Here is a 16,017-nt window from a genome sequence, read left to right on the forward strand (position 1 = left end):
ACGATCACAGCCAGGAGCCCTTCCCGATGATCGACGTCTACAGCTGGCCCACGCCCAACGGCCACAAAATCCACATCATGCTCGAGGAGTGCGGCCTCGCGTACAAGGTCCACCCCATCAATATCGGCGCCGGCGACCAGTTCGGCGAGGACTTCCTCAAGATCAGCCCGAACAACAAGATCCCGGCCATCGTCGACCCCGACGGCCCGGACGGCAAACCCATCGCGCTGTTCGAGTCCGGCGCCATCCTGCTGTACCTCGCCGGCAAGACCGGCAAGTTCCTGCCCGAGGACGTGCGCGGCAAGTACGATGCACTGCAATGGCTGATGTTCCAGATGGGCGGCGTCGGCCCGATGCTAGGCCAGGCGCACCATTTCCGCATGTATGCGCCACAGCAGATCGAGTACGCCATCAACCGCTACACCAACGAGGCGAAGCGCCTGTACGGCGTCATCGACAAGCAACTGTCGGAACATGCCTGGCTGGCTGGCCGCGAATACTCCGTGGCTGATATCGCCACCTTCCCGTGGCTGCGCAGCTGGCAAAACCAGGGGGTGGAACTGGACGACTATCCGCACTTGAAGCGCTGGTTCCTTGAGATCGCCGAGCGGCCCGCCGTGAAGCGCGGCGTCGCGGTGCTGGCGCAGGAACGCAAGCCGCTGACCGGCGACAAGGAACGGGAAATCCTGTTCGGCACCACGCAGTACCAGCGCCGCTGAACCGTGCGCCAGCGTGGCCATGGCCATCGCGCGAGGCGATCAATGCAGGAAAGGCCCCTGCATCCCGCCCGCGCCGGCCACGCGCGCCGGCGCCTGCAGGCAGCACAGCAGGCTCGCCACGGGATGCAGCGCATCGATCCGGTACGCTTCATCGGGGTCCGGCGCGAAGACCATGCCGGGCTGCAGGTACGCCACCCGCGGCTCGACATGCGGCCAGGGCGAATGCCACTGCAGGCATAGCGTGCCCGCGTGGCAGGCGGCCCAGTTCAGCCCGCCCGCGCGCAAGCGCAGCGCCCAGTCCGGCTCGCCCTCGGCCAGCGAAACAAAGGCCGCGTTGGCGCGCGGCACGCCATCCTGCGCACCGCGCTTCAGGCCATCCGGCTGCCAGCGGCCCGCCTGCCCCCCGGCAAAAGCATCGTAGCTGCTAGTCACGCCCGCCCCCATCAGCCCGACTGCATTCGGGTCCAGGACCGCGCGGATCAATACCGCGTCTTGCAGCACCGCCAGATGCAGGCGTTCGGCCTGGCGCAGCGCATACACGCCACCCGCGGACACCAGCACCGGCTCTCCGCCCACCGGCGTCAGCTTGATCGTGCCGCACAGGCAAGCCCACCACTCGGCGCAGGCCGTGACGATGCCGGACTGCATCGCACCCTGCGGCAAGAAGATGTAGTCACCACTGCTGCCAAGGCCAGCAGCCTCCGGCACCACCCTCACCTGCAAGCCCACGCGCAATTGCGATGCGGTTCCGCCTGTCAGGACTTCGCCGCGCATCTGCGCATCGAACAACGAAAAAATACGCATGGCACTCCATTCTCCGGGTGATGGAAAAAAACAGCGCCGCGCTTCCCGGGGGTTTCAGTGCCTCTATGTCGAGGCCGTGCATTTTTTTGGGCCTGGTGCCTCGCCGCCTGAACAAGACGCGGAGGCCGGTCGCCTCGTCCTTGTTGCCGCGAAACCCGTTTGTATCGTTCGTATCGTTCGTATCATTCGGACAAGGTTTTTCCCTTTGCCCACGGACATCATCCGCAGGTTGCGTGGCATGCCTTGGCGCCGAGTTACGTCCTGTGCAACGCCAACGCTAACGCCAATAGCGTCCGCAACATGCCGACAAGACGCCAACAAGACGCCAACATATGCCAGCGATCGCCTATATCACCATAAATGACATAATCATTGAAACTGACAGATACCCATAGTACGTACTACTATAAGGCGTCGCTACAAAGAGGTCAAACCCTTAGCCTCAATCCGTTCTCAATCACGTATAGAGCCATGGTCGCTGATCCTCTCAAGCTCTTCGGGCTACACCTTGCAGCACTGCGCAAACAGCGTGGCTGGTCACAGGAAAAGCTCGCGCTCGAAAGCGGCATGGCGCGCTCCTACCTCAGCGGTATCGAGCGCGGCATGCGCAATGTCTCCTTGATCAATATCTGCGCACTGGCCGGCACGCTTGGCGTGGACGCCCGCGAGATGCTCAACTTCAGCGAGGCCGGCAGCAACGGCCGTGGCAGCGCGCTCGTGCTGGAGCAACGCTGCGCCGAGTTCAACATCACGCCGGCACAGCGCGTCACCGTGCGTCACATGGCCTTGATGACCGATGCGGAGCAGGATGTGATTGCATCGGTGGCGCGCACGATCGCCGTCAGGGCCATGCAGGCCTGACGGCGCCGCGCAGGCCAGCCGCGCGGAGCGGCACCGGGCTCAGCGGGCGCTGGCGGGCGCGTCCACCGCCAGCAGTTCGGCGAAACGCTCGGCGTCAAGGTTGGACCCGCACACGATCAGCGCGACCTTCTTGCCCGCCAGCGTCTGGCGCAGGGGCCCCAGCAGCGCCGCGGTGGACACCGCGGTGGCAGGCTCCGTGGCCAGCTTCATGTCGCGATACAGGACGCGCATGGCGGCGCGTATCGCCTCGTCGGATACGCGCACCATGCCGTCGACAAACTGGCGGCACATGCCGTAGCTGTAGTCCAGCGCATAGGGCGCGCCCAGGCTGTCGGCAATCGTCGTGACGCGCTCCAGCGTTTGCGGCCGCCCGGCCTCGAAGCTACGGTTCATGGCATCGGCGCCCTCCGGCTCGACCCCGTAGACCCGGCAAGCCGGATTGATCTGCTTGACTGCCGCGGCGATGGCGCCCCACAAGCCGCCGCCGCCCACCGGCACCACGACCGCATCCAGCCCGGCCACCTGGCGCATCAGCTCAAGCCCGACCGTGGCCGTGCCCTGCGCGATCAGCGGGCCGTCGTACGGGTGCACCATGGTGCGGCCCTCGTCGGCCACCAGTTGCAGCGCGCGGTCGAAAGCCGCATGGACGTCCGGCAGCAGCAGCACCTCGGCGCCCGCCTCACGGCAGGCCGCCACGCGCGCCGGGCTGGCGGTGGCCGGCATTGCCAGCTTGGCGCCGACACCGGCCACCTTGGCCGCGTAGGCTACCGCCATGGCATGGTTGCCGGCACTGGCCGCTACCACGCCGCGCGCGCGTGCGGCGGCATCCATGTGTTCGATGCTGTTGAGCGCGCCACGCACCTTGAACGTGCCGGTGATCTGGAACAACTCCAGCTTGAGCCAGACTTCCGTGCCCGCATCGAGCTGCTGGGCCGCGCCGGTCTGCCAGCGCCACGCGGGCGTCTCCAGCACCTTGCCTTGCAGGCGCCGCGCGGTGTCCTGGATTTCGGGCAGGGAAGGATAGCGGGCGTGCGCGCGCAGGTCGGAAAGATCGGACATCGGGTGTTCTCCATCGAATCGGTTGGTCGCGTGCAGGCCCCTATGGCCGTGCACGGCAAGGGAGGGACCACGGGCCACCGAGCACCAGCCAAAGCCGCAGCTCAGCGACCCCGGATAATTCGAATAATGGAGAACGAGAAGGAAATCGACGACGCGCCGGACGCGCAGGCAACCCCGACCGGCATCTCGGCACCCACGCATGCAGCAGCGCCACCGGTATCGGTGGTACGGCACAGCGAAGAAGGGGCGAGCGATTGGAACGTCATGGATCGGCAAGTATGCCACAAGCCGCGGCGATGTGGCGGCGTGCGTGGAATGCGCGGGCACGGCGTGCCGTCCATGCCTTGCCTTGGCTTACTGGAACCGCAGCCACCGGAGGCCACGGGCGAAGTGAACCCGCGGCTACACGCCCAGCATGCCCTGGCGCTCGATGAACGCGATCACCTCGTCAAGCCCCTGCCCCGACTTCACGCTGCCCATCACGAACGGGCGCGCGCCGCGCATCTTGCGCGCATCGCTCTGCATCACATCCAGGTTAGCGCCCACATAGGGGGCCAGGTCGGTCTTGTTGATCACCAGCAGGTCCGACTTGGTGATGCCCGGGCCGCCCTTGCGCGGAATCTTCTCGCCGCCGGCCACGTCGATCACGTAGATGGTCAGGTCCGACAGTTCCGGGCTGAAGGTGGCCGCCAGGTTATCGCCGCCAGACTCGATAAAGACGATGTCGGCATCGGGAAACTTGCCCAGCATGCGATCGACCGCTTCCAGGTTGATGGAGGCATCCTCGCGGATCGCGGTGTGCGGGCAACCGCCGGTTTCCACACCCATGATGCGCTCGGCCGGCAATGCGCCGGAGATGGTCAGCAGGCGCTGGTCTTCCTTGGTGTAGATATCGTTGGTGATGGCGATCAGATCATAGCGCTCGCGCATGGCCTTGCACAGCATCTCCAGCAAGGTGGTCTTGCCGGAACCGACGGGGCCGCCCACGCCGACGCGCAACGGAGGATTCTTCTTGGTACGAACCTGGGTCATGGTGGAGATCTTGTCTTGGGGAATCGTTTGAATGCTGCCGTGGCCCGTTTCAGGAACGGAACAGCCGCGAGTACTGCGTCTCATGGCGCGCGGACAGCAGACCCAGCATCGGGGAAAAGGTAGACAGCCGCGGTGGCTCGGCATCGGCGCGGCGCACGGCCTCGTCGACGGTCTCCAGCACCGCGGGATGCAGCCGGCGCAGGATGTGCTGCCCGGCCACCTGCCCCAACGGCACCGCCTTGAGCGCCGCCGATACCTGGTTCTCCGCCCAGCTGAAACAATAAGCCGCGAGGCCATCGCGCTCATTCACGTCCAGCGCCACGCAGGCCGCGGCAAAGGCGGTAGGCAGGCACACCGGCGCCAACGCCACCAGTTGCGCGCGCAACCGCGCATCGCCCCACTCCATCTGCGCCACCAGCCGCGCCAGCGACCAGCCCATCTGCTCCGTCTCCAGCCGCAACTCGGCGCTCTCGCGCGTGGCATGGAACCAATCGTTCCATTCGGCCAGGCGCGTTGCGTCCAGCGTGCGCCAATGGCGATACAGCAGCAGCCAGACGGGCGCTTCGCACTGCGCCTGCACGTCCAGCAGGTTGCTGCGCACCCACCGCTGCGCGCTGCCAGCATCGCGCACCATGCCGCACTCGATGGCCGCCTCCAGCCCTTGCGAATAGCTGAAGCTGCCTATCGGCAGCGCCGGCGAGGCGAGGTGCAGCAGGGAGATGAGTTGGGACAGCTGGGTCATGGAACGACTTTGCACTGAAGGTCAGTGCTTGTGCCCGCAATGCTCGTCATGGACATGCGGCGCATGATCGTGGTCGTGGTCGTGGTCGTGCTCGTGACCGTGGTCGTGGTCGTGGTCGTGCTCATGCCCGTGATGCTCATGGAACACCGCCTGCGCCACCGCATAGTCCTCGGCAAACGTCGCCTCGTGCCCATGCTTGTGCCCGCCGCCGTAGGCGCCGGCTTCCGGCTCGAACGGCAGTTCCGCGCGTTCGGCCTGCACGCCGAGGCGGGCCAGCATGTCCGCGAGCACCGGGTCGAACTCCAGGCGCAGGTAGTCGCGGCCCACTTCCACCGGCGTGTGGCGATTGCCGAGGTGGTAGGCCGCGCGCATCAGCGCCCGCGGATCGCTGGCGCCGACTTGCAGCACGGACTCCGGCGCGGCCTGCACTTCGACGAAGATACCGCCTTCGGTGACCAGCAGGTCGCCGCCGCGCAGCACGGTGCCGCGCGCGAGGAACAGCGCCACTTCCTGGCCATTGTCGAGCGTGGCGCGCAGGCGGCTCTTGCTGCGCTCGGCAAAAGGCAGTACCAGCTTGGGCGCGCGACGCACCAGCACGGCGGCGATGCCGTGCGGGGCGGCGAGGTGTTTGTCGATGGGCGGCGAGGTGTTTGTCGATCTTTTGCAAAGCGGCCCTTCAGAAGAGGAAATAACGCTGCGCCATCGGCAGTACGGTAGCCGGCTCGCAGATCAGCAACTGGCCGTCGGCCACCACCTGGTAGGTCTCGGGATCCACCGTGACGTTCGGCTGCCAGTCATTGTGCACCATGTCGCGCTTGCCCACGGTGCGCGTGCCTTGTACCGCCGACAGCACCTTGCTCAGGCCGTAGCGCCCGCCCACATCGGCGGCCATCGCCGCTTGCGAAACGAAGGTCAGCGATGACTTGTGCAGTGCGCGCCCGGCGGCGCCGAACATCGGGCGGTAGTGCACCGGCTGCGGTGTGGGGATCGATGCGTTGGGGTCGCCCATCGCTGCCGCGGCGATCATCCCGCCCTTCAGGATCAGGCTCGGCTTGACGCCGAAGAAGGCCGGCTTCCACAACACCAGGTCGGCCCACTTGCCCACCTCGATCGAGCCCACCTCGTGCGCAATGCCGTGCGTGAGCGCGGGGTTGATGGTGTACTTGGCGATATAGCGCTTGACGCGGAAATTGTCATGCCCGCCGCGCGCGTCATTGGGGTCGCCCGGCAGCTTGCCGCGCTGCGCGGCCATCTTGTGCGCGGTCTGCCAGGTGCGGATGATGACCTCGCCCACGCGGCCCATGGCCTGCGAATCGCTGGAAATCATCGAGAACGCGCCGAGGTCGTGCAGAATGTCTTCGGCGGCAATGGTCTCGCGGCGGATACGGCTTTCGGCGAACGCGATGTCCTCGGCGATCGACGGGTCCAGGTGGTGGCAGACCATCAGCATGTCGAGGTGTTCGTCGAGCGTGTTGACGGTGTAGGGCCGCGTCGGGTTGGTCGACGAAGGCAGCACATTGGGCTCGCCGCACACCTTGATGATGTCGGGCGCATGGCCGCCGCCGGCGCCTTCGGTGTGATACGTATGGATGGTGCGGCCCTTGAACGCGGCCACGGTGGCTTCGACGAAGCCGGCCTCGTTGAGCGTGTCGGTGTGGATCGCCACCTGCGTGTCGGTGGCGTCCGCCACGCTCAGGCAGTTATCGATGGCCGCGGGCGTGGTGCCCCAGTCTTCGTGCAGCTTGAGCCCGATGGCGCCGGCCTCGACCTGCTCCATCAGCGGCCCCGGCAGGCTGGCGTTGCCCTTGCCGAGCAGGCCGATATTCATGGGGTAGGCTTCCACCGCTTGCAGCATGCGCTCCATGAACCAGGGGCCGGGCGTGACGGTGGTGGCGAAGGTGCCGGTGGCCGGCCCGGTGCCGCCGCCGATCATGGTGGTGACGCCGCTCATCAGCGCCTCTTCGATCTGTTGCGGGCAGATGAAGTGAATGTGGCTGTCGATGCCGCCGGCGGTGACGATCATGCCCTCGCCCGCGATCACCTCGGTGCCCGGCCCGACGACGATGGTCACGCCCGGCTGGATATCCGGATTGCCTGCCTTGCCGATCGAGGCAATGCGCCCGTCCTTGAGGCCGATGTCGGCCTTCACGATGCCCCAGTGATCGACAATCAGCGCATTGGTGATAACGGTGTCGACGCAGTCCTTGGCCATGCGCTGGCTCTGGCCCATGCCGTCGCGGATCACCTTGCCGCCACCGAACTTCACCTCTTCGCCGTACACGGTGAAGTCCTTCTCCACCTCGATGATGAGCCCGGTGTCGGCCAGCCGCAGGCGGTCGCCGGTGGTAGGGCCGAACATCTCGGCATAAGCCTGCCTGGAGATTTTCACGCTCATCACAGCGCTCCCATGATCTTGCCGTTGAAGCCATAGACGATGCGCGCGCCAGCGAGCGCCACCAGTTCCACCGTGCGGCGCTGCCCCGGCTCGAAGCGCACGGCGGTGCCGGCGGCGATATTCAGGCGGAAGCCGCGCGTGGCCTCACGGTCGAAATCCAGCGCGGGATTGGTCTCGTAGAAATGGAAATGCGAGCCGACCTGGATCGGGCGGTCGCCGGTGTTGGCCACCGCCACGCTGACCGTGGCACGGCCGGCGTTCAGTTCGATCTCGCCCTGCGCGGGCATCAGTTCACCGGGGATCATGATGGGTTCCTTGTCGAGGTCAGCACGGTCAGGCGACCATCAGGCCGACGCCATACAGCGCCACGCCCGCACCGGCCAGCCGTGCCAGCCAGCCCGCGTGGCGGCGCAACGCGCCGCCCAGGCCGATGCCGGCCGCGTGCAGCACCATCGTGGCCACGCCAAAGCCGCCGACATAGGCGGCTATCGCAGGCAAGGCGCCGGCCGTGGCCGGCAACTCGGATCCGTGCGCATAGCCGTGGAAGACGGCGAAGCCGCCCACGATGGCCATCCCCGCCCATGCCGCCAGCCTGGCGCGCAGTGCCACCAGCAAGCCGACCACCAGCAGCGACGCGGCAATCATCGGCTCCACCAGCGGCAGCCCCGTGCCGGCAAGCCCGAGCGCCGCGCCGGCCAGCATCATGGCCACGAAGGCAAAGGGCATGCGCCAAGCTTCGCGCGGCGAGCGCGCGCCCAGCGCGCTCCACACGCCCACGCCCACCATGGCTAGCAGGTGATCCATGCCGGTGAAAGGATGCAGCAAGCCGGCGAACAGGCTGGCGCCAACGGTGGTGGCGTCGTGGCCTGGATGCGCGGCGGCGGCGGCACTGGCAAGCGCCAGCGAGGCGCCCACGGTAGCGAGCCTCACGGCGCGCGAGCGGCTGGAGTGGTTCATGTCTTGACCTCGGGTCTTGTTCATCGTGTCTTGTTCAAACGATCGGATGGTGCACGGTGACCAGCTTGGTGCCGTCGGGGAAGGTCGCCTCCACCTGGATATCCGGGATCATCTCGGCCACGCCATCCATGACGTCCTCGCGTGCGAGCACGGTCGTGCCCTCATGCATCAGCTCCGCCACGGAGCGGCCATCGCGCGCGCCTTCCATGATGGCAGCGGTGATCAAGGCCACCGCCTCGGGATAGTTGAGCTTGAGTCCCCGCGCGCGGCGGCGCTCGGCCAGCAGCGCGGCGGTGAAGATCAACAGCTTGTCCTTCTCTCGCGGAGTGAGTTCCATCGTGGTATTCCCGTTGTTTTCTTGCTTTGTATGTCCGCTGCGCGATCGGCCAACGCCTACGTCGCCCACAGCCTCAGCGGCCTGGCGGCAACGCCGTGGATGGGTTCGCGCAATGCGCTCCATGCCGTCACCATCAGATGCCTGACCGCCTCGATCTGCGCACCCAGCACGCGCAGCAGCAACATGGACTGGCCGTCCTGCTCAAACCGCGTCACGCCGGCGCGCAGGTCCGGCCCATACGGCAGTTGTTCGGCGAGCGCTTCGGCCAGCGCCTGCGTGGCGCCCTCGCCTACCGCCCACAGCGTGCCCATGACGTTGAGCCCGTCGAGCCCGGCCACCGCATGCCGCAGCGAGGAGCCAGCGTCCAGTTGCGCGCATTCGATCCACAGCGGGCGCATACCGCCATTCACCGTGGTCTCCATCGCCAGCGATCCGCGCGCCCACGTTTCGCCGCTGGCCTGCCGGCCCAGCACGATCGCATCCCAGCCGATCGCGCTGGCGCCAGGCGCCACCGTCACGGTGGTGGCAAGGCGTGCATGCGCGTCGTCAAAGACGATGTTCTCCTGCGGCAGCCAGTCCAGCCGCGCGCCGGCCTCCAGCGTCAGCGTGACGCGCTGCGCGGCCTCCCGGCCGAGCGACTTGTACCACTTGGTCGCGCCGGGCGTCGCCAGCACCGCATGGGCGCCAGCACCCACCGTTACGTCGATGTCCAGGCTGTCGCCGCCGGCTACGCCGGCGGGCGGATGCAGGATCACCACGTGGCAGATCGACCCCTCCGGATAGAGTGGCTTTTGCACCAGCAAAGGCCCCCTGTGGCGGCGCTCGACCAGCGCGCTGCGCTCGCCGCGCGCGGCAAACCGCAGGCGCAGGCTGGCCTCCCATGCGGGTGGCACGGCGAGGGACGAAGGAAAGTCTGGATGACGCATGAATAGTGGAATGGCGGAGGCGGCCGGCAATGCATCGTGTGCTGGATGCGGGCATCATAGCGCGCAGCCAGAAGCACTGGAAGTGGTATTCGGGGCGGTGTCCGAACCATCACCGGCACGCGTTCGTCCTCTCCTGCACAGCGGGAGAGGGGAACACACCCGCATGACGATCATGCGGCTCCGCGTGTGATATCACACCGCGATGAGCTCCCGCACGCCCTCCTCTTCCATCTTCGCGCCCTCGCCCCTGGCCACCACTTCGCCGCGGCTCATCACCACGTAGTGATCCGCCAGGTGCCGGGCGAATTCGTAGTACTGCTCCACCAGCAGCACGGTCATGCCGAACTCATCCACCAGCAGGCGCAGCGCCCGTCCGATGTCCTGGATGATCGAGGGCTGGATGCCTTCGGTCGGCTCGTCCAGGATCAGCAGTTCCGGCTCGCTCATCAGCGCGCGGCCGATCGCCAGCTGTTGCTGCTGGCCGCCAGAGAGATCGCCGCCGCGGCGCTGGCGCATGCTGCGCAACACCGGGAACAACTGGTAGATGCGGTCCGGCACGCCCGACGGGCTCTTGAGGCTGGCCGCGCCGATCAGCAGGTTCTCCTCCACCGTCAGGCGCGGGAAGATCTCGCGGCCCTGCGGCACGTAGGCCAGCCCCGATGCCACGCGCTCGTACGGCGGCTTTTTCTCCAGCGCCTGCCCCGCCCAGCTGATGCTGCCGCTCTTGGTCGGCACCACGCCCATCAGGCATTTGAGCAAGGTGCTCTTGCCCACGCCATTGCGGCCAAGCAAGGTCGTCAGCTTGCCTTGCGGCACCTCGAAGGTGACGTTGCGCAGGATGTGGCTGCCGCCGTAGAACTGGTTGAGTGCATTGACCTGCAACATAGTCTCGTTCCTTGTTTCTATCCGGTGCGAAGCGCTTAGCGGCCGAGATAGGATTCGATCACGCGCTCCTCGCGCTTGACGGCGTCGAGCGTGCCTTCGGCCAGCACGCTGCCCTCGGCCAGCACCGTGACCTTGCCCGCATCGCCGGCCAGCGCCGCGACGAACTCCATGTCGTGCTCCACCACCATCATCGAGCAGGTGCCGCGCAGGCTGTTGAGCAGCTTGGCCAGCTGCATGGTTTCTTCATCGGTCATGCCCGCCACCGGCTCGTCGAGCAGCAGCAACTGCGGCTGCTGCATCAGCAGCATGCCGATTTCCAGCCGCTGCTTCTGCCCGTGCGACAGCAAGCCGGCCGGGCGATAGGCCTCGTCCTCCAGCCCCGTGAGCGCCAGCGTTTGCTCGATGCGGCGATGTCCTTCGGCCCCCAGGCGCGCCCGCAGCGAATGGAACCAGCGCTTGTCGCCCTTCATCGCCAGTTCCAGGTTCTCCCACACTTCGTGCTGCTCGAACACGGTGGGCTTCTGGAACTTGCGGCCAATACCGGTCTGCGCGATCCTGGGCTCGGTCATGCGCATCAGGTCGATGGTCTGGCCGAGGAACACGCGCCCGCTCACATTGGCGTTGCGCGGCCCGGTCTTGCCTGTGATCACGTCCATCATGGTGGTCTTGCCAGCGCCATTAGGCCCGATCACGCAGCGCAGCTCGCCGTGGTCGATCGACAGCGTGAGCTGGTTGAGCGCGCGAAAGCCATCGAACTGCACCGTCACGTCTTCCAGGTAAAGAATGGGGCCGTGCGAGACGTCGATGACGCCCGGCTCCATGACGCGGCCCAGCCCGGTGGTGCCGCCGCTTTCCGCCTGTTGTGCTCCCAGTGCTGCGTTCATGCTTCCCCTCCGCTGCGGGTGGCGGCCGCCGGCGCGTTCGCCGCGTTGCCCGGCGCGGCCTGCGGGCTTGCGCGCATGGCGCGCGCGCGCTTGAGCAGGCCGATCACGCCATCCGGCATGTACAGCGTCACCAGCACGAACATCGCACCCAGCAGGAACAGCCAGTACTCGGCGAAGTACGCCGTGAACATGGTCTTGGCGCCATTGACGATGAAGGCGCCGATGATCGGGCCGATCAGCGTGCCGCGTCCGCCCACGGCCACCCATACCGCCATCTCGATGGAGTTGGCCGGCGACATCTCGCCCGGGTTGATGATGCCCACCTGCGGCACGTAGAGCGCGCCGGCGATGCCGCACAGCACGGCCGAGAAGGTCCACACGAACAGCTTGTAGCCAAGCGGGTTGTAGCCCGAGAACATCACGCGCATCTCGGCATCGCGGATCGCGGTCACGACCCGGCCGAGCTTGGACGTCACGATGTAGCGGCAGGCGATAAAGCCCGCCAGCAAGGCAAGGAACGTCAGCACGAAGAGCGCGGTACGGGTCTGCGGCGCCGCCACGGCAAAGCCGGCGATGCGCTTGAAATCGGTGAAGCCGTTATTGCCGCCGAAGCCGGTCTCGTTGCGGAAGAACAGCAGCATGGCCGCGTACGTCATGGCCTGCGTGATGATGGACAGGTACACGCCCTTGATGCGCGAGCGGAAGGCGAAGAAGCCGAACAGCCACGCCAGCACGCCCGGCACCAGCACCACCAGCAGCATCGAATAGCCGAGATGCTCGGTGCCGTGCCAGAACCACGGCATCTCCTTCCAGTCGAGGAACACCATGAAGTCGGGCAGGTCGCTCTTGTACACGCCTTCGCGGCCGATGCTGCGCATCAGGTACATGCCCATGGCATAGCCGCCGAGCGCGAAGAACAAGCCGTGGCCGAGGCTGAGAATACCGCAGTAGCCCCACACCAGGTCCAGCGCGATCGCGGCCAGCGCGAAGCACATGATCTTGCCGATCAGCGTCAGCGCATAGGCCGACAGATGCATGGGATGGCCTTCGGGCACCAGCAGCGCGCACACCGGCACGCCGAAGCCCACCACCAGCGCGATCACCAGCAGGGCGGCCCAACTGCGCCCGGAGAACAGCGGCTGGCGCTCCGGCACAGCCAGCCGGAAACCCGCCGTGGATGGATTCGAGAGTGAAGTCTTCATCATGCCTCCGCGCTGCGCCCTTTGAGCGCGAACAGTCCCTGCGGGCGTTTCTGGATGAAGAGCACGATCAGCACCAGGACAAAGATCTTGGCCAGCACCGCGCCATAGAACGGCTCGATGAACTTGTTGATCAGGCCCAGCCCGAAAGCGCCGATGATGGTGCCTGCGAGCTGCCCCACACCGCCCAGCACCACCACCATGAAGGAGTCGATGATGTAGGCTTGGCCGAGGTCGGGGCCGACATTGCCGATCTGCGACAGCGCGCAGCCGCCCAGGCCGGCGATACCCGCGCCAAAGGCAAAGGCGTAGCTGTCCACCTTCCAGGTGCGCACGCCCACGCAAGCCGCCATGGTGCGGTTCTGCGTGGTGGCGCGCACGAACAGGCCAAGGCGGGTGCGATTGAGGACAGCCCAGGCCACCGCCACCACCGCCAGCGCAAACACGATGATGACCATGCGGTTGTACGGCAGCACCATGCCGGGCAGCCACTCCACGCCACCGCTCATCCAGGACGGATTGGCCACTTCCACGTTCTGCGCGCCAAACAGCGTGCGCACCGCCTGCATCAGCAGCAGGCTCACGCCGAAGGTGGCCAGCAGGGTTTCCAGCGGACGGCCGTAGAGATGGCGCAGCACCAGCCGCTCCAGCACGAAGCCGACCACCGCGGAGGCGAGGAACGACGCGGGCAGCGCGAACAGCAGGTACCAGTCGAACGCGCTGGCGAAATGCGCGCGGAACACGCCTTGCACCATGTACGTGGCATAGGCGCCGATCATCAGGAATTCGCCGTGCGCCATGTTGATGACGCCAATCAGGCCGTAGGTGATGGCCAGCCCCAGTGCGGCGAGCAGCAGCACGCTGCCCAGGCTCAGGCCGGCAAAGAGGTTGCCGATCAGCTCGGCGCGGCGCTGGTCGCCGCGCAGGGCATCGAGCGCCTGCAGCGCGGCGCCGCGCAGTTCGGCGTCGGGCTCACGATAATTGCCGGCGGCATCTTTCTCCAGCAATGGCTGCAGCTTCTGGCGGCTCTGCGGATTACTGTCGCGGCCAAGGATACGAATGGCTTCGAGCCGATCGTCGCGGCTGCCATCCGCCAGCACGATATTGGCCCAGATCACGTCGAGCTTGGTGCGCAGGCCGGCGTCGGCCTCGGCCTTGCGCGCGGCTTCCACCACCGGGCGCGAAGCGCTCCCCGGCTGGTCCAGCAGCGTATTGACGGCCTGCGTGCGCACCGCCGCATCGGGCGATTGCAGCAGCGTGCTGCTGGCGGCACTGTCCACCATCGCGCGCAGGCTGTTGTTGAGGGTGAGCGCTTCGAGCGCATCGGGCTTGACCGTGACGGGCTTGCCGCTGATCGCGTCCACCAGCTTGTCGCCGTCCTGGCGCACCATGCCAACGTCGGGCGCGTATTGCAGCGTATCGTCCTGCAGCAACGCCTTGAGAATGGGGCCGGCCTGCGCCACCGGTGCCTTGGTCAGCGCGGTGATCGCGGCGGTCTTGGCATCGAAGTCGTCTTCGGCCAGCGGCTTCAGGTCGGCCTGCGTAAGCGGCGCGGCCCACAGCGGGCACGCGGCCAGCAGGAGCAGCGCGGCCAGCATGGCGCGCAACCGTGAAGCGAGAGAGAACGATAAGGGTCGGTGCATAAGGTTTGCGAAGCGCGCGCGATGAAGCGCGCGCATCACCTTGATCAGCGTGACGATTTGCCACCACGGCGCCGAAGCGGCGGACAGCGTAGAAGAGATGCTGCCTTGCTCCCTCTGCTCGCCCACAGGCCGCAAGCCCGGCAGGCAGACAGAGCAAGGCCAAGCTTGCTTACATCACCTTGTCCGGCTTGCCTTCGTTACCCGCGATGAACGGGCTCCACGGCTGTGCGCGCACGGCCTTGGGCGTCTTCCACACCACCGTGAACTGGCCATCGCCCTTGATCTCGCCGATCATCACCGGCTTGTACAGGTGATGGTTCTCGCCCATGGTCAGGGTGAAGCCGTCCGGCGCCTTGAAGGTCTGGCCATACATCGCGGCACGCACCTTGTCAGGATCGGTCGTGCCGGCCTTCTTCACGGCTTGCGCCCACATATGGATGCCCACGTAAGTAGCTTCCATCGGGTCGTTGGTCACGCGCTTGTCGCCGCCCGGCAGGTTGTTCGCCTTGACCCACGCCGCCCATTGCTTCTTGAAGGCTTCGTTCTCCGGGTTCTTGACGGACATGAAGTAGTTCCATGCGGCTAGGTGGCCCACCAGCGGCTTGGTGTCGATGCCGCGCAGTTCTTCCTCACCCACCGAGAACGCCACCACCGGCACGTCCTTGGCCTTCAGGCCGGCGTTACCCAGCTCCTTGTAGAAGGGCACGTTGGAGTCGCCGTTGATGGTGGAGATCACGGCGGTCTTGCCGCCCTGCGAGAACTTCTTGATGTTGGCAACGATGGTCTGGTAGTCGCTGTGGCCGAACGGCGTGTAGACCTCTTCGATATCCTTGTCCGCCACGCCCTTGCTCTTCAGGAAGGCGCGCAGGATCTTGTTGGTGGTGCGTGGGTAGACGTAGTCGGTGCCCAGCAGGAAGAAGCGCTTGGCGCCGCCGCCTTCCTTGCTCATCAGGTATTCCACCGCCGGAATGGCCTGCTGGTTGGGCGCCGCACCGGTGTAGAAAACGTTCTTGGACATCTCCTCGCCTTCGTACTGCACCGGATAGAACAGCAGCGAATTCAGCTCTTCATAAACGGGCAGCACCGACTTGCGCGACACCGAGGTCCAGCAGCCGAACGTCACGGCAACCTTATCCTTGGTGACCAGCTGGCGCGCCTTCTCGGCGAACAGCGGCCAGTTGGAAGCGGGGTCGACCACCACCGGCTCAAGCTTGCGGCCAAGCACGCCGCCGCTCTTGTTGATCTCGTCGATGGTCATCAGCGCCACGTCCTTGAGCGAAGTCTCGGAAATGGCCATGGTGCCGGACAACGAATGCAGGATACCGATCTTGATCGGCTCCTTGGACTGCGCCAACGCCAGCGGGCTCACGCCTGCCGTTGCAAACAAGGCCGCGGCGCCTACCGCCGACAGCTTCAGCATGTCACGTCTTTTCATTGCAGCTCCCAGATTGTCGTGTTGGATAAAGGAACAACGCACCCCGGGTAATCCTTCTGCAACTAGCGTGCCATGGCATACAAGCATGTATACAAGGCTGTGCACACGGCCTGAAGAGCCTCTGGAGGCCGCAATGCGG

Annotated in this window: 17 protein-coding genes; 2 read left to right on the top strand and 15 right to left on the bottom strand. The window is 66.2% G+C overall.

Going from position 1 to position 16,017, the window contains the following annotated elements; all coding sequences use genetic code 11:
• Positions 1–26 precede the first annotated feature (26 nt).
• Positions 27–719: a glutathione binding-like protein gene (locus OR16_RS04600; protein WP_006156799.1), complete on the top strand. Its 693-nt coding sequence runs from the start codon at positions 27–29 to the stop codon at positions 717–719.
• Positions 720–758: 39 nt separating this feature from the next.
• On the opposite strand, the gene OR16_RS04605 is transcribed toward OR16_RS04600, so the two are convergent.
• A complete protein-coding gene (locus tag OR16_RS04605) occupies positions 759–1,523 on the bottom strand; it encodes a hypothetical protein (protein ID WP_006156800.1) in 765 nt (254 codons plus the stop codon).
• A 471-nt stretch (positions 1,524–1,994) separates the two neighbouring features.
• Between OR16_RS04605 and OR16_RS04610 the strand changes: the two genes are divergently transcribed.
• Positions 1,995–2,384, top strand: a complete 390-nt coding sequence (locus tag OR16_RS04610; protein WP_043418476.1) for a helix-turn-helix domain-containing protein — start codon at positions 1,995–1,997, stop codon at positions 2,382–2,384.
• Positions 2,385–2,423: 39 nt separating this feature from the next.
• Here the strand turns inward: OR16_RS04610 and OR16_RS04615 are convergent, their stop codons facing one another.
• The 14 genes from OR16_RS04615 to urtA all read right to left on the bottom strand — a co-directional run bounded on the left by OR16_RS04615 (position 2,424) and on the right by urtA (position 15,878).
• Positions 2,424–3,443, bottom strand: a complete 1,020-nt coding sequence (locus tag OR16_RS04615; protein ID WP_006156802.1) for a threonine/serine dehydratase — start codon at positions 3,441–3,443, stop codon at positions 2,424–2,426.
• A 402-nt stretch (positions 3,444–3,845) separates the two neighbouring features.
• A complete protein-coding gene (gene ureG / locus OR16_RS04620; RefSeq protein ID WP_006156803.1) occupies positions 3,846–4,475 on the bottom strand; it encodes an urease accessory protein UreG in 630 nt (209 codons plus the stop codon).
• A gap of 49 nt (positions 4,476–4,524) precedes the next feature.
• Complete coding sequence (locus OR16_RS04625; protein ID WP_006156804.1) at positions 4,525–5,217, bottom strand: urease accessory protein UreF; 693 nt, start codon at positions 5,215–5,217, stop codon at positions 4,525–4,527.
• 21 nt (positions 5,218–5,238) lie between these two features.
• Positions 5,239–5,853 (bottom strand): urease accessory protein UreE, encoded by a 615-nt coding sequence (ureE, locus tag OR16_RS04630; RefSeq protein WP_043418477.1) that lies wholly within the window; start codon positions 5,851–5,853, stop codon positions 5,239–5,241.
• Between the two features lie 40 nt (positions 5,854–5,893).
• The gene (gene ureC / locus OR16_RS04635; RefSeq protein WP_006156806.1) at positions 5,894–7,612 is read right to left on the bottom strand and encodes an urease subunit alpha; all 1,719 of its coding nucleotides are present in this window, start codon (positions 7,610–7,612) and stop codon (positions 5,894–5,896) included.
• Complete coding sequence (locus OR16_RS04640; protein ID WP_006156807.1) at positions 7,612–7,917, bottom strand: urease subunit beta; 306 nt, start codon at positions 7,915–7,917, stop codon at positions 7,612–7,614. The genes ureC and OR16_RS04640 overlap by 1 nt, the downstream gene beginning before the upstream one ends.
• A 28-nt stretch (positions 7,918–7,945) precedes the next feature.
• Positions 7,946–8,569 (bottom strand): HupE/UreJ family protein, encoded by a 624-nt coding sequence (locus OR16_RS04645; RefSeq protein WP_006156808.1) that lies wholly within the window; start codon positions 8,567–8,569, stop codon positions 7,946–7,948.
• 34 nt (positions 8,570–8,603) lie between these two features.
• Positions 8,604–8,906, bottom strand: coding sequence for an urease subunit gamma (locus OR16_RS04650; protein ID WP_006156809.1), 303 nt, complete (start codon positions 8,904–8,906; stop codon positions 8,604–8,606).
• 56 nt (positions 8,907–8,962) lie between these two features.
• Entirely contained in the window at positions 8,963–9,832 is an 870-nt protein-coding gene (locus OR16_RS04655; RefSeq protein WP_043418479.1) for an urease accessory protein UreD, read from the bottom strand.
• 192 nt (positions 9,833–10,024) lie between these two features.
• The gene (gene urtE / locus OR16_RS04660; RefSeq protein WP_006156811.1) at positions 10,025–10,717 is read right to left on the bottom strand and encodes an urea ABC transporter ATP-binding subunit UrtE; all 693 of its coding nucleotides are present in this window, start codon (positions 10,715–10,717) and stop codon (positions 10,025–10,027) included.
• 35 nt (positions 10,718–10,752) lie between these two features.
• Positions 10,753–11,601: an urea ABC transporter ATP-binding protein UrtD gene (gene urtD / locus OR16_RS04665; RefSeq protein WP_006156812.1), complete on the bottom strand. Its 849-nt coding sequence runs from the start codon at positions 11,599–11,601 to the stop codon at positions 10,753–10,755.
• The gene (gene urtC / locus OR16_RS04670) at positions 11,598–12,803 is read right to left on the bottom strand and encodes an urea ABC transporter permease subunit UrtC (protein WP_006156813.1); all 1,206 of its coding nucleotides are present in this window, start codon (positions 12,801–12,803) and stop codon (positions 11,598–11,600) included. Before urtC ends, urtD begins: the two co-directional genes overlap by 4 nt.
• Positions 12,803–14,443, bottom strand: a complete 1,641-nt coding sequence (gene urtB, locus OR16_RS04675) for an urea ABC transporter permease subunit UrtB (RefSeq protein ID WP_081488682.1) — start codon at positions 14,441–14,443, stop codon at positions 12,803–12,805. Before urtB ends, urtC begins: the two co-directional genes overlap by 1 nt.
• Before the next feature lie 169 nt (positions 14,444–14,612).
• A complete protein-coding gene (gene urtA, locus OR16_RS04680) occupies positions 14,613–15,878 on the bottom strand; it encodes an urea ABC transporter substrate-binding protein (RefSeq protein ID WP_043418481.1) in 1,266 nt (421 codons plus the stop codon).
• Positions 15,879–16,017: the final 139 nt, after the last annotated feature.

This window comes from Cupriavidus basilensis OR16, assembly GCF_000243095.1.
GTDB classification, from domain to species: domain Bacteria; phylum Pseudomonadota; class Gammaproteobacteria; order Burkholderiales; family Burkholderiaceae; genus Cupriavidus; species Cupriavidus basilensis_D.

Coding starts and splice junctions, on each gene's coding strand:
- ureC (WP_006156806.1), bottom strand. CDS start 7,612: ATGAGCGTGAAAATCTCCAGGCAGGCTTATGCCGAGATGTTCGGCCCT.
- urtA (WP_043418481.1), bottom strand. CDS start 15,878: ATGAAAAGACGTGACATGCTGAAGCTGTCGGCGGTAGGCGCCGCGGCC.
- OR16_RS04605 (WP_006156800.1), bottom strand. CDS start 1,523: ATGCGTATTTTTTCGTTGTTCGATGCGCAGATGCGCGGCGAAGTCCTG.
- OR16_RS04615 (WP_006156802.1), bottom strand. CDS start 3,443: ATGTCCGATCTTTCCGACCTGCGCGCGCACGCCCGCTATCCTTCCCTG.
- urtC (WP_006156813.1), bottom strand. CDS start 12,803: ATGAAGACTTCACTCTCGAATCCATCCACGGCGGGTTTCCGGCTGGCT.
- OR16_RS04625 (WP_006156804.1), bottom strand. CDS start 5,217: ATGACCCAGCTGTCCCAACTCATCTCCCTGCTGCACCTCGCCTCGCCG.
- OR16_RS04645 (WP_006156808.1), bottom strand. CDS start 8,569: ATGAACCACTCCAGCCGCTCGCGCGCCGTGAGGCTCGCTACCGTGGGC.
- urtE (WP_006156811.1), bottom strand. CDS start 10,717: ATGTTGCAGGTCAATGCACTCAACCAGTTCTACGGCGGCAGCCACATC.
- urtD (WP_006156812.1), bottom strand. CDS start 11,601: ATGAACGCAGCACTGGGAGCACAACAGGCGGAAAGCGGCGGCACCACC.
- ureG (WP_006156803.1), bottom strand. CDS start 4,475: ATGACCCAGGTTCGTACCAAGAAGAATCCTCCGTTGCGCGTCGGCGTG.
- OR16_RS04600 (WP_006156799.1), top strand. CDS start 27: ATGATCGACGTCTACAGCTGGCCCACGCCCAACGGCCACAAAATCCAC.
- OR16_RS04655 (WP_043418479.1), bottom strand. CDS start 9,832: ATGCGTCATCCAGACTTTCCTTCGTCCCTCGCCGTGCCACCCGCATGG.
- OR16_RS04640 (WP_006156807.1), bottom strand. CDS start 7,917: ATGATCCCCGGTGAACTGATGCCCGCGCAGGGCGAGATCGAACTGAAC.
- urtB (WP_081488682.1), bottom strand. CDS start 14,443: ATGCACCGACCCTTATCGTTCTCTCTCGCTTCACGGTTGCGCGCCATG.
- OR16_RS04610 (WP_043418476.1), top strand. CDS start 1,995: ATGGTCGCTGATCCTCTCAAGCTCTTCGGGCTACACCTTGCAGCACTG.
- OR16_RS04650 (WP_006156809.1), bottom strand. CDS start 8,906: ATGGAACTCACTCCGCGAGAGAAGGACAAGCTGTTGATCTTCACCGCC.